Source organism: Niveibacterium umoris, from assembly GCF_014197015.1.
Lineage (GTDB): Bacteria > Pseudomonadota > Gammaproteobacteria > Burkholderiales > Rhodocyclaceae > Niveibacterium > Niveibacterium umoris.
Genome location: NZ_JACIET010000001.1, coordinates 1,137,901 through 1,160,394, shown reverse-complemented (window position 1 = coordinate 1,160,394; position 22,494 = coordinate 1,137,901). Strand labels below are relative to the sequence as shown.

Below are 22,494 nucleotides of genomic sequence, written 5' to 3'. Positions count from 1 at the left end.
CAGGGGCGGGTCAGAGCACGGGTGGCATTGAACGGCTGCGCGCCTGCAGGGCGTCCCATGCGCGTTCGCGCATTTCAAGGTCGGCGTGGTCGCGTGCCTGCGCGAGGAAGTCTGCCCGTTCGGCATCCCCTTCACTTGCCTGGGGCGAGGTCAGTCGGGCGAGCGCGTTGTGGACCGCAGCGACCGCTGCGACCAGTATCGTGGCGACACTCGGGCCGGGCGATACGGCAAATCCGGCATCGGCGCGGTGCAGTGTTGTGTGCATGCTCATGATCGGCTCCTGGTGAGGGTTGTGTGGAGCGACCGGCGTGGCTGCTCAGCGTGCGAAACGTGCGCAGGGCTGGCGCCGTGCCGGATATGTCTCGAACATGTCCTTCTCGATCGAGATGTTTGCTTTTGCGGCGTGCTGGATTGAAGTCGTGTTCATGTCGCGCTCCCTGATCTGTGGCTTCACGTTCCGCTGCGTTGTTGCAGTCGCGTGGCCATGGAGAGACTTTAGAGGGCGGGCGATTTCGGGTCGTCGGCACAGGTCGCGCCCGGAATGTGACCTTTTCACACTTGACATGAAGAAGCCGCCCGCAGGCGGCTTTGTCGAGGGGCGGGGCGGCGCCTCAGATGAACGGGCCGAGCAACTGGCGCTCATAGCTGCGGCCGAAGGCGGGATGCTGGCTCAGCGCGGGTTGCTGCACGCGCGCCGGTGCCGCGTTCGGGCCGAGGTTCAGCCATTGGGGTAGCGCCTGGCTGATGGCCGCCAGCAGGCCGGTGTTGCGTGGATTGCGGTGGGCGCGGCAGGGGGCGTTGACGCTGCGCTCGACCCGCACCAGCGTGTCGTCGCCGGGGTGCGGGCGCACCGTGAAGCCGCACTGCACCATCAGGGCGAGCATGTTGCTGTTGCTGGCGAGCACTTCGCCGTACAGCCAACGTGCGCCGCTGTGGCGCGCTGCGTCGCTCAGCGCCTTGATCAGCTGGGTGCCGAGACCCTGACCTTGCCACTTGTCGGACACCGCGATCGCGAACTCGGCGGTGTCACCGTCGTCGTTGAGGACGTAGCAGGCATCTGCAATCACGATCTCGTCGTCGCCCTCGCGCAGGGTCACCACAAAGCCCATCTGGTGGATGTAGTCGATGTAGGTGAGCTGCATCGCGATGCGTTCGTTCAGCTCGCTCAGGTGGCCGTGAAAGCGGTTGAAACGGGCGCCCTGCGAGAGGCCGGCGACGAACTTCTGTTCCAGTGCCGCGTCCTGCGGCAGCACCGGGCGCAGCACCGCGCGCTCACCATGGGGGAGGGTGATGGCGTCGATCAGGTGGGCCGGGTAGGCGTGGATGTTGTAGGTCGTGGTGGCTGCGGTAGTGGCTTGCATGATTCTCTCCTCGGTTGGGGGCTGCACCGGGTGCCCGCCGCTCTGTTTCTATGTGCAGCGGGCATGGAGAGAATTTACGAGGCTTGCGAGAGGAGCGCGCCCCGGCTTGCCGCATCGGGCGTGTGACTTATTCACCCGGCCTCGCGATCCGGTCGGCAAGGCGCCGACGCGAATCAGGCAGCGCTGGGTGCCAACGGCGGGAGGCCGTGCCGCGCGCGGGCGCGGTTGCACTTGTCGTCGCCGGCTTCGACTTCCTTGCAGGCCTCCGGGCGCTGCTCGTAGACCGTGCAGGCGACCTGCGCGCCAACGGTTCCGCCAAGCGCAACGCAGCGTGGCGCGACGGGATCATTGGTGCCAGCCATGCAGGCGAAGAACGGGTTGATCTGCTCGGTCAGCGACTCGGGCAGGCCCTTGGCGCTGGCTTCAGACCAGTAGAACGAGACGCGGAAATGCGCGCAGCAAGCGCCGCAGGCGAGGCAGGGGTTTCTTTCGGTGCTGGTACTCATGCAGGAAATGCGTTGGTCAGCGCGGGCGACCGGGCTTTCGTGGTGCCGTGCGCGGTTTTGCCGCGCCTGCCGCAGGGCGCGCTGCTACCGGTCGCGGCGCCCCCGGTTTGTTGCCGGCAGCGGACTTCGGTCGGCTGTTCGGTGTGATTGCGTGGACGAAGTCACTGCCCGCGCGAGGCTTGTTCGCGCCGCGTTGCAAGCGGGCTGGTGCGGCACGCGGCACCAGATGGTGAGGGCCGTTGCCGATCAGGTCGTCGCGCCCGATCGAATGCAGGTAATCGCGGATCAGCTCATGTCCGGCCGGGTCGTGGTAACGCAGCAACGCCTTGTGCAGCTTGCGCTGCACACCGGAGCGCGCGGTCTCGACGATCTCCGAATCGCGACTGACCTTGCGCAAGGGGTTCCTGCGCGTGTGGTACATCGCGGTCGCCATCGCCAGCGGCGTCGGCGTGAAGGTCTGCACCTGGTCCGGGCGGAAGTCGTTGGCCTTCAACCACAGCGCGAGGTTCAGCATGTCCTCGTCGGTGGAGCCGGGGTGGGCGGCGATGAAGTAGGGCACGAGGTGCTGCTTCTTGCCGGCCTCGTTCGAGAACTTGTCGAACAGGCGCTTGAACTTGTCGTAGGTGCCGATGCCCGGCTTCATCATCTTCGACAGCGTGTTCTCTTCGGTGTGTTCCGGCGCAATCTTCAGAAGCCCGCTGACGTGGTGCGTCACCAGCTCCTTCACGTACTCCGGTGAGCGCACCGCGAGGTCATAACGCAGGCCCGAGCCGATGGTGATCTTCTTGACGCCCGGAATCCGCCGCGCCTTGCGGTAGAGCTCGATGAGCGACGTGTGGTCGGTGTTCAGGTTCTCGCAGATGCCCGGGTACACGCATGAGAGGCGCCGGCACGAAGACTCGATCTTCGGGTCCTTGCAGGCCATGCGGTACATGTTGGCCGTCGGGCCGCCCAGATCGGTGATGTGGCCACGGAACTCGGGGATCTTGTCGCGGATCTCCTCGATTTCCTTGAGGATCGACTCGTGGGAGCGGCTCTGGATGATGCGGCCCTCGTGCTCGGTGATCGAGCAGAAGGTGCAGCCGCCGAAGCAGCCGCGCATGATGTTGATCGAGAAGCGGATCATCTCCCACGCCGGGATGTGCGCATCGCCGTATATCGGGTGCGGTGCGCGGGCGTAGGGCTGATCGAAGACCCAGTCCATCTCCTCGGTGGTCAGCGGCACCGGCGGCGGGTTTAGCCACACGTCGCGGTCCCCATGACCCTGCACCAGCGCACGCGCGTTGCCGGGGTTGGATTCGAGGTGGAACACGCGCGAGGTGTGGGCGTACAGCACCGCGTCGTCCTTCACCTGCTCGAAGGCCGGCAGGCGGATCACCGTTTTGGCGCGCTGCGCCTTGCGGGCCGCGACGCGCTCGGCTGCCGGCACGATGCGCACCGGCATCGAACCATCGGCGTTCGGGGCGCTCGCCGTCTGCTGCGGTTCCATCGCGTAGGGATCCGGGTGCGGGTCGATGCGGCCGGGGCGGTCCAGATCGGTTGAGTCCTGCTCGACCCAGTCTTCCGCAGGCTTCCAGCCGCGCTTGACCATGAAGGCGGTGCCGCGCAGGTCGCGGATGTTCTCGATCGCCTCACCGGCGGCGAGGCGATGCGCAAGGTCGATGACGGCGCGTTCAGCGCTGCCGAAGATCAGCAGGTCGGCTTTCGAATCCGGCAGCACCGAGCGGCGCACCTTGTCCGACCAGTAGTCGTAGTGCGCGATGCGGCGCAGGCTCGCCTCGATCGAGCCGATCACGATGTTCGCGTCGGGGTAGGCCTCTCGCGCGCGCTGCGCATACACCGTCACCGCACGGTCGGGCCGCTTGCCGGCTTCGGCGTGCGGCGTGTAGGCGTCGTCCGAGCGGATCTTCCGGTCGGCGGTGTAGCGGTTGATCATCGAATCCATGTTCCCGGCGGTCACGCCGAAGAACAGCGCCGGTCGGCCCAGCGCCCGGAAAGGCTCGGCCGAGGTCCAGTCCGGCTGCGCGATGATGCCGACGCGGAAGCCCTGCGCTTCCAGCGCGCGACCGATCAGCGCCATGCCGAAGCTCGGGTGGTCGATGTAGGCGTCGCCGGTCACCAGGATGATGTCGCACACGTCCCAGCCCAGCGCGTCCATTTCGGCGCGGCTCATGGGCAGGAAGGGTGCGCGTTTCAGCCCGCGGCGAAACGGCGGATACGAGAGGAGGGAAGGCGCTGCGGCTTGCATGAGGGGGCGGATTGTACGGGATAAGGCTTTGATTGCACTCGCCTGATCCGGTTCAATGCGCTTGCTGCGAAATGCCGCTCGCGCACTGCAGCCCGTAAACGGCACCGGCCGGGCGCGGTGATGCGCGCCCGGCCGGTGCGTTGCAGCGCTGGTCTTACTTGGCGGCGGGTTTGGCCGCCGGCATGACGGCGACGCCGATGGCCTCGACGTAGGTGCCCTTGACCTGGTCACCCTTTTCGATGAGCTTGAGCTGCTCCGGATCCTTCACATTCAGCTTCATCGAGTGATGCACGCCCTTCAGGGTCACGACGCCAGTCTTGCGGTCCACGGCAACCACATCGGCGATCACCGTGGTCTTTGCACCCGCGGCGGCACCGGGTTTCTCGCCCTCGGCGGCGCGAACGCCATCAACGGCGTCGGTGCGCTCACGAATGCCAGCGCCACCCTTCTTGAGCTCGAGTGTCAGCGCCTGCACTGCCTTGATGACCAAAGCGTCGCCAACCTTGATCTGGGCGAAGTTCTTGACCTCGGGACCGGCAACGATTTCGTAGCTCTCACCCTTGGCGTTCTTCACGGTGACGACGCGTGTGGTGGCGTCGACCGCGGTGACTTCGCCGGTGTAGGTCACCTGGCCAGCAACCATGGCCTTGCCCGGAACGGTCACAACGGCGGCGCCTGCATCTGCGCCGAAGGCTGTGCCGGCAATACCGGCAAACAGTAGTGCTGCTGCGAGTTTCTTGAAGTTCATTCTCACGCTCCTGGGTTGGAAGAATCCGGGCAAGATTAGCCCTGTTTCACGGCAATGAGGTGAATCCAAGTCATGCCGTGATGAAGAAAGGTCCCATTTCTGTTGATGCCGATGTAACTGTAATGGCATAGCTCGGGTTCCGCGCTTACGTCGGCTTGCCGCCGGATGCGATCCGTGCGGTTCGCTGTGCCAGATAGGCGCCGAACAGTCGGGACGCAAGCACGATCAGCAAGACGCCGACGAAAAGCATGCCGAACGCCTGCATGACGCGCTTGAAGAGGTGATCGAGCAGGCGCTCCGCGTGGCCGCGCATTGCATCTCCGAGCCGCGTCGCAGCGGGGACGTCGTGGTCGAGCATCGTGACGAGTGCCTGCATCTGTTTTGTCGCTTCGCCCAGCGCAATTGCGGTCTGGGTATATTCGGTGATGTCAAAGGGGCGCCCGGGCACTGCGCCCGGTGGGGGCGGTTCGCCGACTTTGAGCCTGCGCATCAGGGCGTCGGTCCGGTCGAGCACACCCTGGATCGAATCGGATGCGCCGCGGCCGGCGTCGAGGCTCCCTCGGACTTCGACCAGCAACTCCTTCATGGCACCTTGCTGTTGCTCCAGCGCAGTGAGCAACTGCCGGATCGTCGCTTCACGTTCCTTGCTGAAAGTGTCCGGCATCTTTGCGGCGGTTTCGGCGAGCAGGGCGGCCGATTCGCCAACACGGTTTGAGGTCGAGAGGAGCGAGCGGCTTTCGGGCATGTTGGCGATTGCGGTACTGAGGGCACGCATCTGCATGTCCATCAGCATCGGGGTGCGTTCGGCGTAGTAAATCGCGCGCTCCGCGAGAATCCGGCTGCGCTCCACTTCCTGCAGTGCCGGATTCATGCCGGCGAGCGGGTCGGCGCCGATCAACACGAGGATGCTGCCGGCAGCGTTCTGGTCGTCGGCCGGCAAGCCGCTCGCCTTGGCGAAATCAGCCAGGCGATTGAACGCGACGCTGTCCAGCGAGGCTGCGTCGGGCGCCCAGGCGTCGAGCCGCCGGTGCAAATCGGCCAGTTGCGCCGGGGTGAGGAAGTCGACCAGCGACCATGCGCCGGTTTCCATGCGCGAGAAGGTCTCGATCACCGGTTGGGCCTTGGTTGCGCCGATCAGTGGCACCAGGTTCTGCTTGACCGTAGCGTGAGTGAGCGCCGCCAGCACCACCATGTCGACCGCATTGATGTTCGGATTCGGGCCGGCAGCGATCTGGATTGCGGCAGTGGATTGCTTGATCTGGAATTCCACCAGGCGATAGCGCAGCGCCGAATCGGTGGCGTCGGCCTCCACTTTTGCGGCGGCGCGCGACACTGCATCGACGTAGCCGTCGGCAAAACGCATCACCCGCAGCTGCAGTTGCGACTCGAAGCGGCGGGCCTTTTCCTGCTCTGGGGTCGAGCGATCCAGCCAACTGGCGCAGCCGGCCAGCGCGAGTGCCAGAAGCGCCGAGAGCGCCAAACCGAGCGCGCGGGTGATTCCTGAGCAAGCCGTGGTGTTTGCCTGTATCGCTTCGAATTTCACGATGCGCTCCCGGACAGAGGCCATGCTGGTTGATGGTCGATCACATTCTCCCCCCGACGCATCAGGGCCACAATCGGCATCGGGCTTCACTGTTTGAGCCGCCTCAAGGAGTGGCCGCGAAAGATGATCCCGTCTCCGCGCAGAGGCTGTAGATCGTGTTTTGGCGCTAGCGCGGCGCGTCGAGCATCAGCCGGTAACCGACGCCGGTTTCGGTCTTGATGTAGGTTGGACGTAGCGGGTCCGCTTCCAGCTTCTTACGGAGATTGGCGATGAAGACCCGCAGATAATGGCCGTCTTCCATGTGGCCCGGGCCCCATACGTCCTTCAGCAACTGGCGCTGCGTCAACACGCGGCCGGCATTGGAGGCGAGCAGCGCCAGCAGACGGTACTCGATCGGAGTGAGGTGGATGGCCGTGCCTGCGCGGGTGACCTCACGCCGCGCAAGGTCGAGGCGGATCTCGCCGAAGCGGATTTCGGCGCCTTCCGGTTCCGCGACTCGGACAATGCGGCGTTTCAGCGCGCGAATGCGTGCGAGCAGTTCCGGTACGCCGAAAGGTTTGGTCAGGTAGTCATCGGCGCCTGCGTCCAGGGCTGCCACCTTGTCGGCCTCGTCGGTGCGGGCAGACAGCACCAGCACCGGCGCGTTCGACCAGGTGCGCAGGTCACGAATCACGTCGATACCGTCGAGGTCCGGCAAGCCCAGATCAAGAACCAGCAGATCCGGGCGTCGCGTCGCGGCATCGATCAGGCCTCGTCGCGCGGTGTCGCTTTCGCTGACCTGGAGGCCTTCGCCTTCAAGTGCGACGCGCACGAAGCGTCGGATCTGGGGATCGTCTTCGATCACCAGGATATGGATGGCGCCGGCGGCTTCGGGGTCACGCATCGGGTAACTCGGTAAGTTCCGGTGGGTCACCGGCAGGGAGGGTGAGCGTAAAGCAGGCGCCACCGCTGGGTCTGTTCTCGGCGCGCACCTTGCCGCCATGCGCCTCGACGATGGCCCGCACGATCGCAAGGCCCAATCCGACGCCGGCGATCGATGATTCTTCGGTGCCGCGGGTGAATTTCTCGAAGAGCCAGGCTTCCCGGCCGGGCGGCACGCCGGGCCCGTTGTCGGCGACACTAAGTTCGACGACGCGGTGCCCGTCGGTATCTTCCGTCGGAAACGCCCGCACAAGGATCTGGCTGCCGGGCGGGGTGTACTTGGCGGCATTCTCGAACAGATTGGTGAACACCCGTTCGAGCAACACCGCGTCGAACTCCAGGAAGGGGAGGTCTTCCGGCAGTTCGATCCGCACCGTGTGATCGCGCAGCAGTTCGGCGCGCGAATCCAGCGCTGAGGCGATGACCTCGCTCACTGGTTGCCACTGCTTGCGAAGCTTGATGCCCCCGGCTTGCAGCTTCGCCATGTCGAGCAGGTTCTCGACGAGGGTACTGGTCCGATGCGCCTGTTCCCGGATTGCACCTTCGATCGCGCTGCGCTCGGCCAGATCCCGAGGCGGGTTGATGGCAAGCGTGTCTGACAAGCCCACCAACGCGGTCAGGGGCGTGCGCAGGTCATGCGATAGCGCCGCGAGCAGGGAGTTGCGCATCCGCTCCGATTCCATCTGCAGCAACGCGTGCTGCGCGACCTCGATGTAATGGACACGCTCTAGGGCGATCGCAATCAGCGCTGCGCTCGTCGCAACCAGTTGCCGTTGTTCGGGGGAGGGCGCCAAGGTGCCGTCGCGTGGGCTCACCGCCATGACCCCGCGCACCCGCATCGGCGCGCGCAGCGGAAGATACAGCGCGCGGTTGGCCGGCAAGGTCGCGGTACCCGCCCCCGCTTCTTCGCCATGGTCCAGCGCCCACTGGGCGACGCCGTCATCAAGCCCCTTTGCCGCAAGGTCCGGGGCGAGGCGGATGCGGTCCTCCCGGTCGGGTAGCAGCAAGGTGACTTCGCCCTCAATGGCGCGCTCCATGTAGCGTTTCGATATCTCGATGATCTGCTCTGTGGTCAGCGCAGCGGATAGCTCACGCGCCATTTCGTACAGCGCGCGAGCGCGCCCTTCGCGGTTCTCCGCGACGGTCGCCTGGAAGCGCAGCCCGGCTGCGAGTTGGCCGGAAATCAATCCGGTCGCCAGCATCACCGAAAACGTCACCAGATACTGAACGTCGCTGACGGCGAAGGACAGGCGCGGCGGGACGAAGAAAAAGTCGAAGAAGGCCACCGACAGGAAGGCCGCAAACACCGCGGGTCCGCGTCCGAGTTTCACCCCGGAAAACAACACTGCGAGCAGGAACAGCATCACGATGTTCGCAAGGTCCAGCCTGGCGCGCAGCGGTGTGGCGAGCACCGTCACCGCGACCACTGCCGCTGCGGTGACGGCATAGCGCTTGACGACTTGCGGATCGGCAATCGTCTTGACTGCATCCCGCGCGTAAGCCCCGGGGATTTCGCGAGGCTGGTCGCGTCCCAGCTGCAGGAGGTCGATCTCGGGCACCTTGTCAGCGAGACGTTCGCCGAACCCTGGCCGCCACAGCACCCTGCGGGTGCGTCGTCGCCCGACCACGATGCGGCCGATGTTCTCCTGCCGAGCGTATTGCGCGGCCACCTCGGCGGCATCTTCACCGGCCAGCACCGCCACTCGTGCGCCGAGTGATTCAGCCTGATTCAGTGCCTTCAGCGTGCGTTGCCGGATCGCGGGGTCGATGCGTTGCAGGGCGGGTGTTTCGACATAAATCGCCGCCCACGGTGCGCCCAGCTCGGTTGCCATGCGCGCAGCGGTGCGGATCAACCGCTCGCCGACACCATCGGCACCGATGCACACCAGAAGCGTGTCGCCGGTCTTCCAGATCCGGCTGACGGCGCGCTCCCTGCGGTAGATGCGGACATCTTCGTCGACGCGGTCCGCCGTGCGTCGCAGGGCCAGCTCGCGCAGGGCAAGCAGGTTGCCCTTGCGGAAGAAGTTCTGCACCGCGCGCTCAGCCTGCTGGGGCAGATAGACCTTGCCCTCGCGCATGCGTTGCAGCAGCTCTTCCGGCGTCAGGTCCACCAGCACGATCTCGTCCGCATCGTCGAAGACGTGGTCGGGCACGGTTTCGAACACCCGGATGCCGGTGATGCTGGCCACCACGTCGCTGACGCTGTCCAGATGCTGGACGTTGATCGTCGAGAAGACATCGATGCCCGCCTCGATCAGTTCATGGACGTCCTGCCAGCGCTTGGGATGGCGCGACTGCGGCGCGTTGGTGTGCGCGAGTTCGTCCACCAGGATCAGGTCGGGCTTGCGGGCCAGCGCGGCATCGAGGTCGAACTCGTTCAGCGTGTGGCCGCGGTAATCGATGGTGCGGCGGGGCAGTACTTCCAGCCCCTGCATCAGGCGGGCGGTCTCTTCGCGGCCGTGGGTCTCGACCACGCCGACCACCAGATCGACGCCTTGCGCCTGCAGTTGCTGCGCGGCCGTGAGCATCGCGTAGGTCTTCCCGACACCGGGACTCGCGCCGAAGAAGATGCGCAGCTTGCCGCGCCGGGCCTTCTGCGCTTCGGCTTCAATACTGGCAAGCAGCTCGTCCGGGTCGGGTCGGTCGTCGGTCATGGCGAGATGTCCATCGGTCCGGATTATTGCGCGACGGGTGGCAGAGTGGCCTCAGTCCAGTCAATATTTGAGCGCATCGAGCGCGAGATTCAGCATCAGCACATTGACGCGCGGTTCGCCGAGCACGCCGAGCTGGCGTCCTTGTGTGTGCTGCGCGATCAGTGCATCGACCCGAGCGCGGTCCAGGCCGCGTTCGCGGGCCACGCGCGGCGCCTGCCACGCGGCGGCGGCCGGGCTGATGTGCGGGTCGAGGCCGCTGCCGGATGTGGTCACAAGGTCCACCGGGATCGGGTCGTGCTGTTGCGGGTCGGACGCTTTTAAGGCCTCGATGCGCGCCTTGACCGCTTCGGTCAGCGCCGGATTCAGCGGGCCCTGGTTCGAACCGTTTCCAGACGCCGCGTTGTGCGGCATCGGGCTGGTGGCGGACGGGCGGCTCCAGAAGTACTTCGGGGAAGTGAAGGTCTGGCCGATCAGTATCGAGCCGACTGGTTTGCCGCTACGCAGGATCACGCTGCCTTCAGCTTGCTTCGGGAACGCGAGCTTCGCGATGCCGGTAACGGCGGCGGGGTAGAGCGCGCCGGTGATCAGGGTAAAGGCGCCAAGCAACACCAATGCGGGGCGGAGTTCTTTCAGCATGGCATTTCTCCTCAGGCCAGATGCAGCCCGACCAGGATCAGGTCGATGGCCTTGATGCCGATGAAGGGCACGATCAGGCCGCCAAGGCCATAGATCGCGAGGTTGCGGCGCAACAGCGCGGCGGCGCCGAGCGGGCGATAGGCGACGCCCTTGAGGGCTAGCGGGATCAGCGCGACGATGATCAGCGCGTTGAAGATCACCGCCGACAGGATCGCTGAGTTCGGCGTGGCGAGCCCCATCACGTTCAGTGCGCCCAGTTGCGGGTACGTGGCGACGAACATCGCCGGGATGATCGCGAAGTACTTGGCGACGTCGTTGGCGATCGAGAAAGTGGTCAGCGAGCCGCGCGTCATCAGCATCTGCTTGCCGGTTTCGACGATCTCGATCAACTTGGTCGGGTTCGAATCCAGATCGACCATGTTGCCGGCCTCCTTCGCGGCCTGCGTGCCGCTGTTCATCGCGACTGCAACGTCGGCTTGCGCCAGCGCGGGGGCGTCGTTGGTGCCGTCACCCGTCATGGCGACCAGACGGCCGTCTTTCTGGTACTCGCGGATCAGCCTGAGCTTGGCTTCCGGCGTCGCTTCGGCGAGGAAGTCGTCGACGCCGGCTTCGGCCGCAATGGCCGCGGCGGTGAGCCGGTTGTCGCCGGTGATCATCACCGTCTTGATGCCCATCTGGCGCAGCTCGGCGAAACGCTCCTTGATGCCGCCCTTGACGATGTCCTTGAGCTCGACGACACCCAACACGCGCGTGCCTTCGGCGACCACGAGCGGTGTCGAACCACGCCGGCCGATGTCCTCGACCGCGTGCGTGATTTCGCGCGGCATCGAGCCACCCAGCGATTCGACATGCGTACGCACGGCTTCCGCGGCGCCCTTGCGGATCGAGCGTCCGTTCCAGTCGATGCCGCTCATGCGGGTGTGGGCCGAAAAATGGATGAAGACGGCACCGTCGGCACTGATGTCGCGACCCCGCGTGCTCAACTTCTCCTTGGCGAGTACGACGATGGAGCGGCCCTCAGGCGTTTCGTCGGCCAGAGAGCTCATCAGCGCGGCTTCGGCAAGTTGCTTGTCGGTGACGCCCGGTGCGGCGACGAAGGCGCTTGCCTGGCGATTGCCCAGCGTGATCGTGCCGGTCTTGTCCAGCAACAGCACATCGACGTCGCCGGCGGCTTCCACAGCGCGGCCCGAGGTGGCGATGACCTTCTTTGCCATCATGCGGCCCATGCCAGCGACACCAATCGCAGACAGCAGGCCGCCGATGGTGGTCGGGATGAGGCAGACGAGCAGGGCCGTCAGCGCCGTGACGGTGACCACCGTGCCCGCGCCGGTTGCTTCGACCGAGAACACCGACAGGGGCAGCAGCGTGGCCACCGCCAGCAAGAAGACCAGCGTGAACATCACCAGCAGGATCGTCAGCGCGATCTCGTTTGGTGTCTTCTTGCGCTGTGCGCCCTCGACCATTGCGATCATGCGGTCGAGAAAGGTCTCGCCGGGATTCGCCTCGATGCGTACCACCAGCCAGTCCGACAGTACACGGGTGCCACCGGTCACGGCCGAGAAATCGCCGCCGGCTTCACGGATCACCGGTGCGGATTCGCCGGTGATGGCCGATTCATCCACCGAGGCGACGCCCTCGATCACCATGCCATCGCCCGGAAGGGTGTCACCGGCCGACACCAGTACCACATCGCCTTTGCGCAGGTCTTCCGAAGGCGTGAGATGTGTTTTGGCACCGTAGCGGGGTTCAAGCAGTTTCTTCGCCCATACGGTCTTGCGCAGACCGCGCAGCGCGGCGGCCTGTGCCTTGCCGCGGCCTTCGGCGATCGCTTCGGCAAAGTTGGCAAAGAGCACGGTGAACCACAACCACAGCGCGATCGCGAAGATGAATCCGGCGGGGGCTTCGCCTTCACCGCGCAGCGCCTCGACAAACAGCCCGGTGGTCAGGATGCTGCCCAGCCACACCACGAACATCACCGGGTTGCGCAGTTGCGCGCGCGGGCCAAGGCGTTTGAAGGATTCAACCACCGCCTCGGTCACGAGCGTGCGGTCAAACATCGAAAGGGTTTCTTTCATGTTCTTTCTCCGTCTCAGCGCGTTGCGATCATCTGAAGATGCTCGACGATCGGTCCAAGCGCGAGCGCGGGCAGGAAGGTCAGCGCGCCGACGATCACTACGGTGCAAATCAGCAGGCCGACGAACATTGGCGTGTGGGTGGGCAAGGTGCCGCTCGACACCGGGACGAGCTTCTTCGCGGCCAGCGAACCGGCAATGCCGAGTACCGCCACGATTACCCAGAAGCGCCCGAAGAGCATGCACAGCCCCAGCGCGAGGTTGTAGAAGAAGTTGTTGGTGCCCAGACCGGCGAAGGCACTACCGTTGTTGTTGGCCGCCGACGAGAAGGCGTAGAGGATTTCCGAATACCCGTGCGTGCCCGGATTGGCGACGACAGACTTGCCGGGGTCGACGAGCACTGCGATTGCGGTACCGATCAGCACCGCCGCAGACGGCACGAGGATCGCGACGGCCGACACCTTGACCTCGAAGGATTCGATCTTCTTGCCGAGATATTCGGGCGTGCGGCCAATCATCAGGCCGGCAATGAACACCGCGACGATGGCGAAGACGATCAGCCCGTAGAGGCCCGAGCCGACGCCGCCAAAGATCACTTCGCCCAGTTGCATCAGCCACATCGGCACCAGGCCGCCGAGTGGCGTCAGCGAATCGTGCATCGCATTGACCGAGCCGTTCGAAGCCGCCGTGGTCACCGTTGCCCATATCGCGGAATTGACGATCCCGAAGCGGGTTTCCTTGCCTTCCATGTTGCCGCCGGATTGCGCGTCGGACGCCGCGGTAGCGAGCCCCATCCTGTCGAACATCGGGTTGCCGCTCTGCTCGGCGCCGATACAGACTGCCATCAGCGCGACGAGGATGATCGTCATCGTGGCGAGCAGGGCGAAGCCCTGACGCTCGTCACGCACCATGCGGCCGAACGTGAAGCACAGCGCCGCGGGGATCAGCAGGATCGCCAGCATTTCGAGGAAGTTGGTCAACGGTGTCGGGTTCTCGAACGGGTGCGCGGAATTCACGCCAAAGAAGCCGCCACCATTCGTGCCGAGTTGCTTGATCGCGATCTGCGATGCGGCCGGCCCGAGCGCCAGCGTCTGGGTGCTGGCTTGCGCTGCTTTGGTGACGGGCTTGCCGTTCTTGTCGAGCACCGCGGCGCCGGATGCATCGACGACCGGCTCGTCGTAAGCCGTAGCTTCAACCCGCGCGACTTCCTTGTACGGCGAGAAGGTCTGCACCACACCCTGGCCGACAAGGATGACCGCGAGGATCAGCGACAGCGGCAGCAGCAGGTACACGGTGGAACGGGTCAGATCGACCCAGAAGTTGCCCAGGTCACCGGTCTCGCGGCGCACGAAGCCGCGTACCAGCGCCAGCAGCACGGCGATGCCGGTCGCGGCGGAAACGAAGTTCTGCACCGTCAGCGCCAGCATCTGCGTGAAGTAGGACATGACCACTTCGCCGCTGTAGCTCTGCCAGTTGGTGTTGGTGGCGAAGCTCACTGCGGTGTTGAACGCGAGGTCGGCCGGCACGTTGGCGAGCCCCTGCGGGTTGAACGGTAGCCAGACCTGCACGCGTTGCAGCGCGTAGACGACGAACAGGCCGGCTGCATTGAAGAGCAGCACGGCGACTGCGTAGCGGCGCCAGTCCATTTCGTCTTGGGGTGACACGCCTGCAAGGCGGTAGAGGCCGCGTTCGAGCGGGGCGAGCCAGCGCACGAACATCGGCAGCTTGCCCTCGAAGACGCGGGCCATGTAGTGGCCCAGCGGCCAGGCAAGTGCCAGCAGTACAACAACGTAGAGCCCTGCCTGCAGAAAGGCATTGGCTGTCATGAGTAGTCCTCCGGATTGAAGAGCACCAGCACCAGGTAGATCACCAGTGCGATCACCAGCCCCAGGGCGATGAAGTGGAGCGCGCTCATGTGCGCCTCCTGATGCGGTCGAAGAGGGCGCACAAGGCGCCGGTCGCGGCGAAGAACGCCACGGTCACGAGAATGAAGAACAGATCCACGATGCCTCCCGGCATGCACTGATTGGATGCTTCAACTCTAGACAGCGGCGCGTAAAGACGGGGGAAAGATCCAAGGGCGCGGTATCAAGAATCCGTAAAGATCCGGGCTCGCGTGCCGCGCGGCGGGCTGGGCGAGCATGAGGGAACGCCGGGCTTCAAGGAATCGGCGGCATCAGGCATCATCGCAGCGCCGTGTCGTACTGGCTGCATCGGTCAGCATGCGGTCGGCGCCACTCCCGGCAGGTCCGCCGGCAAATCCTTGAGCGAGGTATTCGTCGTGATCCAGTACCAGCTGCCCGGCAGTGCGCGATACCAGGAACGCATCTTCCCGAAGCCCGCCTTGCTTGAGCCGGCGACCCGCAAGAAGCTGGGTTTGAAGACCTATGCCGATGTAATTGCGCACTTCACCGCAAGTTCGCTGGCCGAGGACGGGATCGGCATTGTCACGGGATCGCTGCGGGTGGATAAGCACGAGGGGCGTTACCGCGTCAGCTTCGAACCGGCAGCCGGATACGAAGCGCAGGCGCGACAGTTTGCGGACATGCATGTCGCGATGCTTGACGAAAGGCACTTTGGCCTTGCGCTCAAAGGGGCAGACGCCTGCAAGCGCACGCCGGCCTGGAATCCGATGGCGGGTTACCCGGTCAATCGCAGCGACGGCCCCTCCGAATGGCTGCCGTGCCTGCCGCTCGGCATGCCGATCGCCAACCACCGCGCGGTGACGCTGATGCACTACCCGCCTATCGTGGCGTACCGCACCGCCGACTACCTCAACAACATGACGCTGCGGCGCTGGGCGCAGTTGCTGACTTGCGTCGGCATCACCGAGACGTCGCTGTATCACTCGATTCTTGACGTGAACCCGATTGCCGCGCCCGGATCGGGCGAGAGCGAGTATCCGAACGACTACTTCCCGATCAGCCTGACCTCGCAGTTCTACGACGACGAGAAGAAGGGGCTCAACTATGTGCGGGCGATGCTCGAACTGATGCTCGATCCGCCTTCGAACAGGTCGAACCCGCTGACGCTGCCGCTGCTGGTGTGCGGGTCGCCGCTCTACGATCCGCAGGCGCCGGGCTGGTTCCGCACACGCTACAAGGATCAGCTGCCGAAGGACAAGAACGGTTCGCCGACCGTCGATGTGCTGCAGGTCGGGCTTGTGCGCCTGCATCCTGACAGCGCCAAGCTCACGCCGTACATGATCGCGAACCACATGATTGCGGCCGGTGTCACCGGCGAATGCACCAGCGACCCATCGAAGATTCCGAATATCCAGAAATACGAGGCACAGGATCTGGTCGCGGCGACCTGGCTTAGCCTGTATGCCGATGCCTTGGCGCAAGGCAAGCCCTTCGATCCTGCGGCGGCGAAGGCGCAGGCCTGTCAGCGCTGGTTCGGCGCCGCCGACGGCGAGGGCGCGCCAAATCCTCCGGACGCGAACGACACGCTGACGATTTGCGCGCTCGCGCAGATGGATCTGTGCTTCGACCCGGTGAAGATCGCGCCGATGTACAGCTTTGACGAGGCGGTCGCGCGCTGCAAACAGGCTGGCGGCGCCAGCCTGTCCCCGTGCTTCGGCTGCAAGCCGCTAGGCAGCGCTGCCTGAGCGGTTGGCGGCCATCAGCGTTTTGCGGATTTCTTTGCCGGCTTGCCTGCGGCGGGTGTTGTGGCAGCGGTGTCCGACGCTGCGCCCGCGGGTTTGCTTGCCGCCTGCTGTGCGCGCGCGGCCAGATGTTCGGCGATCAATTCCGCCTGGAAACGATGGATCGTGTCGGGGTCGGTGAACACCGATTGCGTGTTGTTCTGCGCCTTGTAGCCGACGCCGCCGGCCTGTCCGGTCACGACGAAGGTGCCTTCGCCGGAGGCTGACCAGTTCGTCGAGCCTTCGCAACCGACCAGGCCGTCGGCGACGAATCCCTTGGTGTGGCTGATCTGATGGGTTGCGGATTGGCCGATCACGAAATGCGTGTTGAACGCGGCGGGGTCTTTGGCGATGTCCGAATCGAGCAGGCGCTTTTCATGCATGCCGCCGGCCTGGCTCTTGTCGAGTGTGATCAGCACCGTGATCTGCGGATCCATCGCCTTGGCCATGACGATGTCGTTCAGTTCGTCGTCGTCATAGCCGAACATGTTCAGGTAGAGCGAGACGCTGACCCGCGAAAGGATGTGCTTGAGGATGTCGTGCACATCGTCACGCCCGACGTAGAACAAGTGAAAGTCACGACTCGCATTGTTCGAGTAGGACTTCTCCCGGGTGTACTGTTGCAGGTCGAGGAGGTCGAAAGTCTGCAGGGTCTGCGAACGATCGGCGATGACGTTGCTCTTGCTCGGTTTGCGCGTGGCCATGGTGTGGACTCCAGTCGGGAGGTGTCGCGCAGCCGGGTGGCCGCCGCGGGTGAGGGTGGGGTTTCCGTTATCCGGCGGTGATCACTTCTGCGTGAGGCGCTCGAAACCTTGCCAGTCGTCCGGTGGTGGCGCCTGCAGGTAACGCACGCAGCGTTCCGCGAACAGCGGTGGCACCGCATCCTCCGGGTCTTCTTGGGCGAGTTGTTCGAATGCCGCCCATGCGGATTTGAAATCCCGCGCAAAGTACTGCGCCATCGCGGCGGCGAGCCGGTCGCGCGTCGCAAGCTTGGCTGCGCGCCGCTGCGGCGTGTCGGCGTCGAGCACCTCGTACAGTTCCACCGCGACGTTCTTGCCCTTCACCGCAACGCGATCCACCATGCGGATCGCGAACGCCTCCGGATCGCTGAGGCCGTTGTAGGTCTGCTGGCCGATCAGGAAGCGCGCGCGGTAGACCTTGGTGAGCTGTTCGATGCGCGAAGCCAGGTTCACCACATCGCCGATCACCGAACACTGGATGCGGTTGTGACCGCCCACGGTGCCCAGCACCACCGGCCCGGTATTGACGCCGATCCCCATCATCAACTCGGGGTGGCCGAGCTCCTGCGAGGCGAGGTTGAAGGCCTCCAGCGCCCGCCACATCGCGATGCCGCCGCGCACCGCCGAATCCGGCGTGCCGTCGAACAGGCCCTTGATCTCGTCGCCGGCGAACGAGTCGATGAAACCGCCCGCCTGGATGATCGCCGGCTCCATGCTGACGAAGTAGCGGTTGAGGATCTCGATCACCGTCTGCGGATCGAGGCGTTCGGCGAGCGGCGTGAAGCCGCGCAGGTCGGCGAACATCACGCTCATCTTCTTGGCGACATGCTCGCCGAGGTCCACCGTCGCGATGTCCGGGTGGGCGAGGCTTTCGAGGAACTGGCTGGGGACGAAACGCCGCTGGGCGGCGATGAGGCGCAACTGGTCTTCGTAGAGTTTCGCGTTCTCGATCGAAATCGAGGCCTGTGCCGCGAGCAGCTTGATGACCTCGATACGGTCTTCGGTGAAGACCCCGGTCGCGAGACTGTTCTCCATGTAGATCGCGCCTTCGAACTTGCCCTGGCGGATCAGCGGAATGCACAGCACAGATTGCGGCTTGCGTGCCAGCAGGTAGGCGTCGCGCGAGAAATGCCCGGCCTGGCTGGCGTCGTTCAGCACCACCGGTGTGTTGGTGTGCAGCACGTGATAGACGATCGTGATCGGCAGCGCAGCAGTGTCGTCGGTGCTGCGCACGGTGATCGAACGTGCCGGCGCGTCGGATTCGCGGCCGACTTCGCACAGACCTTCCACAACCAGTTGGCCATCGCGCCGGATCACGAAGCAACCGCGCTGGCCGCCCGCGTTTTCCAGCATGATCCGCATCGTCGTGGTCCACAGTTGTTCGAGCACGATCTCGCTGGAGATGGCTTGCGAGGCTTTCATCAGCGAGGCCATGTCGAGTGTCGCCGAATCGACCTCCGCCGATGTGCCCTCTCGCAGTTCGGCACGCGCCACCGCGCTTACCGCCCGTGTGCCCGGCGAGCGCAGGATCTGCGGGAATTCTTCGTCGAGCAGGTCGACCTTGCGCCGCGCACCCCAGCGCTCGTACAGGTGACGTGCGGCGCGCAGGTAACCGACCGCGGCCTTGCGCCGGCCCGCGGCAAGCAGGTGGCGTGCGGCCAGTTCGTTGGCCATCGCCTCGTCGCGACGGAATTCCTGCGTCCGCGCGGCATCCATGGCTTTCTCGTAGAGCCGTAGCGCGGCGTCGACGCGGTCGTCAAGGCGCGCCAGTTCGGCTTCCATCATCCACTGCAAGTGCAGGAAGTTGTCCGGACAGTGTCGCGCCCAGCGACGCATGCGCTTGAGATCGGCCTGCAAGCGCTGGCGCGTGCGGGTCTGTTCGTCGGCTTCCATGCCGGGAAGCACGGCGGCGAACGTGAGGAAGGCGACGATGTAGAAGCGCACCAATTGCGGCAGCGACATCGACGAGGCGATCAGCTTGTCCTGGGTGCGGATGTGCAGCAGGGCTTCTTCGTACTGGCCGTAGAAGTGGCAGATCTCGGCCTTGTAGATGTGATAGTTCGCGACGCCGGTCATGAAGCGCCGCGCCAGCATGCCGTCGACGCAGGCCTGCTCGTTGAAGCTCGCGTCGTTCATCGAACACAGGCCGTGGGTGCGGCCGAGGAAGTTGCGCTGCATCTGCAGGAACAGCGTGCCCGAGTCGAGCGAATCCTGGTATTCGCAGTCACGCACGATGTTCAGATAGTCGGCGTGTTCCTGCTCAGCGGTTTCGAGATCGAGCTTCGGGTCCCAGATGATGCAGTCCTGCGCGCTGTAGGCGAGATAGAGCAGGTCGCCCGACTGGTAGCCGGATTCGATGCCGCGGCGGAACCATGGCGTCATCGTCGTCCAGTGATTGCTCCAGTGGTGCACGAACATCGCATAGACGTAGATCACCCGCGACTTGAGCGCGATGTCGTCGAGCCGGTCGTTCATTGCCACCGCGAGCTTGCCGAATTCGTAGCCGAGCGCGGGGTCATCGAGCACGCCGCACAGCAGCATGCCGTAGGCTGCGTACGCAAACGCGGTCTCCGGGCTGTTGCCGTGCCGCAGCGAGATGTTCACCGACTTGAGTACCAGGAAGGGGAACAGGTTGCCGCTGCCAGACAGAAACGCGGCGGGGAAGATCTCCATCAGCAGGCGGATCGCGATCAGCTTTTCTGGATCTCGCAGCGCCGGGGCGTCGATCAGCTCGGCGATACGGCGTCCTGCGAGGTTGCGTCGCACCGCGGCACGTTCGCGCTGGATCGCGGCGCGATCCGGGTTGTCGGTGATGCGCAGGCCGAGCAGCGTGAGCCCCGCGATCGCCGCCTGGATCGACTCTTCCATCCGCCCGGTGGTGGCGTACTGGCGGGTGCGCATGGACAGGATCTCGGCCTTTTCGAGATTGGTGCGTGCGCGCGCAAGCATCAGCTCGATCCAGCGCTCGGCATCCTCGTAGCGTGCGGTGAGGTAGGCGCACTGCTGGTATTCCATCGCTAACGCGAGGGCGAGCTCGTACTCGCTCTCCCATGCATCGGTCGGTAGCAAGTCTTGCCCGATCTGCAGATACCCGAGCGCCGATTCGTAGGCCGATGATGCTTGCGCGCGCGTGCCCGCCGCCAGGTTGAGGCGCGCCAGCGCAAGCCGCTCTGCCGGATCATCGATCAGGCGACGACCTTCGTTGAGGTGGCCGACGATGTCGATGAGGCGCTCGTCGCGCTCCCGCGAGTTGGCATGCCGCTGCATCAAACGACCGACCGAGAGGTGGACTGCCTGTTTGCGTTCGGCGTCGATCAGCTCGTAGGCGGCTTGCTGCACACGGTCGTGCTGGAAACGGTAGGCCGGGTTCACGCCGTCACCCGGCGAGCCCTCATCGGCGCCGGCCGCCTTGCCGACCAGCGTGTAGTCTTGCTGCAGCGGGATCACCATGTGCTGGCGCAGCGCAGGAAGCAACGCCTCGCCGGTGTCGTCCATAGACTGCTCGTGAATGACCGACAGCGTGCGCAGGTCGAAAGTGCTGCCGATGCATGCGGCGAGTTGCAGCACGCGCTGCGTATCCGGCGGGAGCTTGCGCAGGTTGGTGACAACGAACTCGACGACGTTACTGCTCAGTCCGCTGCGCCGCACCGCCTCCATGTCCCAGCGCCAGCGGCCTACCTCGGGTACGAAGCTGATCGCACGCGCCTGTTCCAGCGTGCGCAGCATTTCGGTCAGGAAGAACGGGTTGCCCTGGGTCTTGTCGAACAGCAGCGCGCTGAGCGGCACGCAGGCGCCGCGCTCGACATGCAGGGTGTCGGCCACGAGTTGCTCGACAGAAGCCTGATCGAGCGGCCGCAGCGGCAGTTCGTGCACTGGGCGGCTCTCCTCAATCTCGTCCAGCGCGAGGCGCAGCGGGTGGCCGATGTCGACCTCGTTGCTGCGATAGGCACCGATCAGCAGCAAGCGAGAAAGGTCGCGCGCGTTAGCCAGCCAGCGGATCAGGTTGAGCGTCGATGCGTCGGAAAATTGCAGGTCGTCGAGGAAAATCACCAGCGGTTGCTCACTGGTGACGACGCGCACGAAATTCAGTACCGCGATCTGGAAGCGGTTCTGTGCCTCGGTGCGCGGCAGCTCGGGCACAGCCGGCTGCGGGCCGGTGATCATTTCGAGTTCGGGCACCAGATCGATCAAGACTTGCGCGTTCGGTGCGAGCGCCGTGACCAGGCGTTCGCGCCAGTGTTGCGGCCGCTCACCGGCTTCTGCAAGGAGCTGCTGCACCAGGCTGCGGAAGGCGACGGCGACCGCCGAGTAGGGCGTGCTGCGCTGGAACTGGTCGAACTTGCCCTGGATTAGGTAGCCGCGCTGGCGTACCAGCGGCTTGTTGATCTCGTTGACCAGGGCCGACTTGCCCACGCCGGAGTAACCCGCAACCATGCAGATCTGCGTGCTGCCTGCGGCAACCTGGTCGAACAGCGCGAGCAGGGCGGCGAGTTCGGGTTCGCGGCCATAGAGCTTTTGCGGGATCTGGAAACGGCGCGAGATGTCCTGTGTGCCCAGAGCAAAGGGACGTACGCCGCCGTGGTCGAGCAGCTCGCGTTCGCAACGCCGCAGATCCGAAATCAAGCCGAAACTACTCTGGTAGCGGTCTTCGGCGTTCTTCGCCATCAGTTTCAGGACGATCGCCGCCAGCATTTCCGGCACCGCCGGGTTCAAGGTGCTGGCCGAGGGCGGCTGTTTGCTGATGTGGCTGTGCACCCACTCCAGGATTGAGTCAGTCTTGAACGGTGTTTCGCCGGTCAGCAGCTCGAACAGCAGCACGCCAAGCGAGTAGTAGTCCGAGCGGTAATCGAGGTCGCGGTTCATCCGGCCGGTCTGTTCCGGCGAGATGTAGGGGAGGGCGCCTTCGAGCTTGCGCGACACGCCGTAGTTCGGCCGCTCGCGCGAGAGTTCGGAGGAGATCCCGAAGTCGATCAGCCTGACACCGCCTTCACGGTCGATCAGAATGCTGTGGGGTTCGATGTTCTTGTGCACGACATCGCATTCGTGCACCTGGCCGAGCGCTTCCGCAATTCGCACTGCGAGCGGGAAGAAGCGGCTGAGCGGCATGCGGCGGGCAGGCAGCGCGTCGAGTTCCTCGGCCAGCGTGTGGCCGAAGCGCTCGAACACCAGCGCGAGGTTGCCGTTGCCCCAGGTCTCGAGACCCGCGATACGGATGACGTCAGCGACCGGCTGCAGGCGCTCGGTGATCTGGTACTCGCGGCGCAGGGCGGCGATGCCCTGCTTGCCGGGGTATTCGACATCGAGCGTCTTGATAAGCACCGCGGCGCCGTCTGACAGGCGGCTGGCACGAAACAGCGTGCTCTGGCGCGCGCGGTGGACGCTGGCGCCGATCTCGTATCCGGGGATCGTGACCACGTGC

General features: G+C 65.0%; 15 protein-coding genes. 1 reads left to right on the top strand and 14 read right to left on the bottom strand.

Annotated features, from left to right (window positions below; genetic code table 11):
* Nucleotides 1-10: 10 nt before the first annotated feature.
* The 12 genes from GGR36_RS05100 to GGR36_RS05045 all read right to left on the bottom strand — a co-directional run bounded on the left by GGR36_RS05100 (nucleotide 11) and on the right by GGR36_RS05045 (nucleotide 14,604).
* On the bottom strand, nucleotides 11-271 hold the full coding sequence (locus GGR36_RS05100) for a hypothetical protein (protein WP_183632579.1): 261 nt from the start codon (nucleotides 269-271) through the stop codon (nucleotides 11-13).
* Between the two features lie 340 nt (nucleotides 272-611).
* Nucleotides 612-1,361: a GNAT family N-acetyltransferase gene (locus tag GGR36_RS05095; protein ID WP_183632576.1), complete on the bottom strand. Its 750-nt coding sequence runs from the start codon at nucleotides 1,359-1,361 to the stop codon at nucleotides 612-614.
* 173 nt (nucleotides 1,362-1,534) lie between these two features.
* The gene (locus tag GGR36_RS05090; RefSeq protein ID WP_183632574.1) at nucleotides 1,535-1,867 is read right to left on the bottom strand and encodes a YkgJ family cysteine cluster protein; all 333 of its coding nucleotides are present in this window, start codon (nucleotides 1,865-1,867) and stop codon (nucleotides 1,535-1,537) included.
* Nucleotides 1,868-1,883: 16 nt separating this feature from the next.
* Nucleotides 1,884-4,040 (bottom strand): YgiQ family radical SAM protein, encoded by a 2,157-nt coding sequence (locus tag GGR36_RS05085; RefSeq protein WP_244971038.1) that lies wholly within the window; start codon nucleotides 4,038-4,040, stop codon nucleotides 1,884-1,886.
* A 229-nt stretch (nucleotides 4,041-4,269) separates the two neighbouring features.
* Complete coding sequence (locus GGR36_RS05080) at nucleotides 4,270-4,863, bottom strand: hypothetical protein (RefSeq protein WP_183632570.1); 594 nt, start codon at nucleotides 4,861-4,863, stop codon at nucleotides 4,270-4,272.
* 145 nt (nucleotides 4,864-5,008) lie between these two features.
* Complete coding sequence (locus tag GGR36_RS05075; protein ID WP_183632568.1) at nucleotides 5,009-6,406, bottom strand: hypothetical protein; 1,398 nt, start codon at nucleotides 6,404-6,406, stop codon at nucleotides 5,009-5,011.
* A gap of 166 nt (nucleotides 6,407-6,572) precedes the next feature.
* A complete protein-coding gene (locus GGR36_RS05070) occupies nucleotides 6,573-7,289 on the bottom strand; it encodes a response regulator (protein WP_183632566.1) in 717 nt (238 codons plus the stop codon).
* Nucleotides 7,282-9,981, bottom strand: a complete 2,700-nt coding sequence (locus tag GGR36_RS05065; protein WP_183632564.1) for a DUF4118 domain-containing protein — start codon at nucleotides 9,979-9,981, stop codon at nucleotides 7,282-7,284. The genes GGR36_RS05070 and GGR36_RS05065 overlap by 8 nt, the downstream gene beginning before the upstream one ends.
* Nucleotides 9,982-10,041: 60 nt before the next feature.
* Complete coding sequence (kdpC, locus tag GGR36_RS05060) at nucleotides 10,042-10,617, bottom strand: potassium-transporting ATPase subunit KdpC (protein ID WP_183632561.1); 576 nt, start codon at nucleotides 10,615-10,617, stop codon at nucleotides 10,042-10,044.
* 11 nt (nucleotides 10,618-10,628) lie between these two features.
* Nucleotides 10,629-12,692 (bottom strand): potassium-transporting ATPase subunit KdpB, encoded by a 2,064-nt coding sequence (kdpB, locus tag GGR36_RS05055; RefSeq protein WP_183632559.1) that lies wholly within the window; start codon nucleotides 12,690-12,692, stop codon nucleotides 10,629-10,631.
* A gap of 14 nt (nucleotides 12,693-12,706) precedes the next feature.
* A complete protein-coding gene (gene kdpA / locus GGR36_RS05050; RefSeq protein WP_183632557.1) occupies nucleotides 12,707-14,515 on the bottom strand; it encodes a potassium-transporting ATPase subunit KdpA in 1,809 nt (602 codons plus the stop codon).
* The gene (locus GGR36_RS05045; protein ID WP_183632555.1) at nucleotides 14,512-14,604 is read right to left on the bottom strand and encodes a potassium-transporting ATPase subunit F; all 93 of its coding nucleotides are present in this window, start codon (nucleotides 14,602-14,604) and stop codon (nucleotides 14,512-14,514) included. Before GGR36_RS05045 ends, kdpA begins: the two co-directional genes overlap by 4 nt.
* Before the next feature lie 348 nt (nucleotides 14,605-14,952).
* Here GGR36_RS05045 and GGR36_RS05040 point away from each other — a divergent pair, with 348 nt between their 5' ends.
* Entirely contained in the window at nucleotides 14,953-16,299 is a 1,347-nt protein-coding gene (locus tag GGR36_RS05040) for a hypothetical protein (RefSeq protein WP_183632553.1), read from the top strand.
* Nucleotides 16,300-16,313: 14 nt separating this feature from the next.
* On the opposite strand, the gene GGR36_RS21605 is transcribed toward GGR36_RS05040, so the two are convergent.
* Together GGR36_RS21605 and GGR36_RS05030 are read right to left on the bottom strand one after the other, a co-directional pair.
* On the bottom strand, nucleotides 16,314-17,039 hold the full coding sequence (locus GGR36_RS21605) for a phospholipase D-like domain-containing protein (protein WP_207064305.1): 726 nt from the start codon (nucleotides 17,037-17,039) through the stop codon (nucleotides 16,314-16,316).
* 81 nt (nucleotides 17,040-17,120) lie between these two features.
* A complete protein-coding gene (locus GGR36_RS05030; protein ID WP_183632551.1) occupies nucleotides 17,121-22,490 on the bottom strand; it encodes an AAA family ATPase in 5,370 nt (1,789 codons plus the stop codon).
* Between the last annotated feature and the right edge of the window lie 4 nt (nucleotides 22,491-22,494).

What these genes read in the sequence shown, in the direction of transcription:
- GGR36_RS05100 (WP_183632579.1), bottom strand. Translation starts at nt 271, where the DNA reads ATGAGCATGCACACAACACTGCACCGCGCCGATGCCGGATTTGCCGTA.
- GGR36_RS05095 (WP_183632576.1), bottom strand. Translation starts at nt 1,361, where the DNA reads ATGCAAGCCACTACCGCAGCCACCACGACCTACAACATCCACGCCTAC.
- GGR36_RS05090 (WP_183632574.1), bottom strand. Translation starts at nt 1,867, where the DNA reads ATGAGTACCAGCACCGAAAGAAACCCCTGCCTCGCCTGCGGCGCTTGC.
- GGR36_RS05085 (WP_244971038.1), bottom strand. Translation starts at nt 4,040, where the DNA reads ATGAGCCGCGCCGAAATGGACGCGCTGGGCTGGGACGTGTGCGACATC.
- GGR36_RS05080 (WP_183632570.1), bottom strand. Translation starts at nt 4,863, where the DNA reads ATGAACTTCAAGAAACTCGCAGCAGCACTACTGTTTGCCGGTATTGCC.
- GGR36_RS05070 (WP_183632566.1), bottom strand. Translation starts at nt 7,289, where the DNA reads ATGCGTGACCCCGAAGCCGCCGGCGCCATCCATATCCTGGTGATCGAA.
- GGR36_RS05065 (WP_183632564.1), bottom strand. Translation starts at nt 9,981, where the DNA reads ATGACCGACGACCGACCCGACCCGGACGAGCTGCTTGCCAGTATTGAA.
- kdpC (WP_183632561.1), bottom strand. Translation starts at nt 10,617, where the DNA reads ATGCTGAAAGAACTCCGCCCCGCATTGGTGTTGCTTGGCGCCTTTACC.
- kdpB (WP_183632559.1), bottom strand. Translation starts at nt 12,692, where the DNA reads ATGAAAGAAACCCTTTCGATGTTTGACCGCACGCTCGTGACCGAGGCG.
- kdpA (WP_183632557.1), bottom strand. Translation starts at nt 14,515, where the DNA reads ATGACAGCCAATGCCTTTCTGCAGGCAGGGCTCTACGTTGTTGTACTG.
- GGR36_RS05045 (WP_183632555.1), bottom strand. Translation starts at nt 14,604, where the DNA reads ATGAGCGCGCTCCACTTCATCGCCCTGGGGCTGGTGATCGCACTGGTG.
- GGR36_RS21605 (WP_207064305.1), bottom strand. Translation starts at nt 17,039, where the DNA reads ATGGCCACGCGCAAACCGAGCAAGAGCAACGTCATCGCCGATCGTTCG.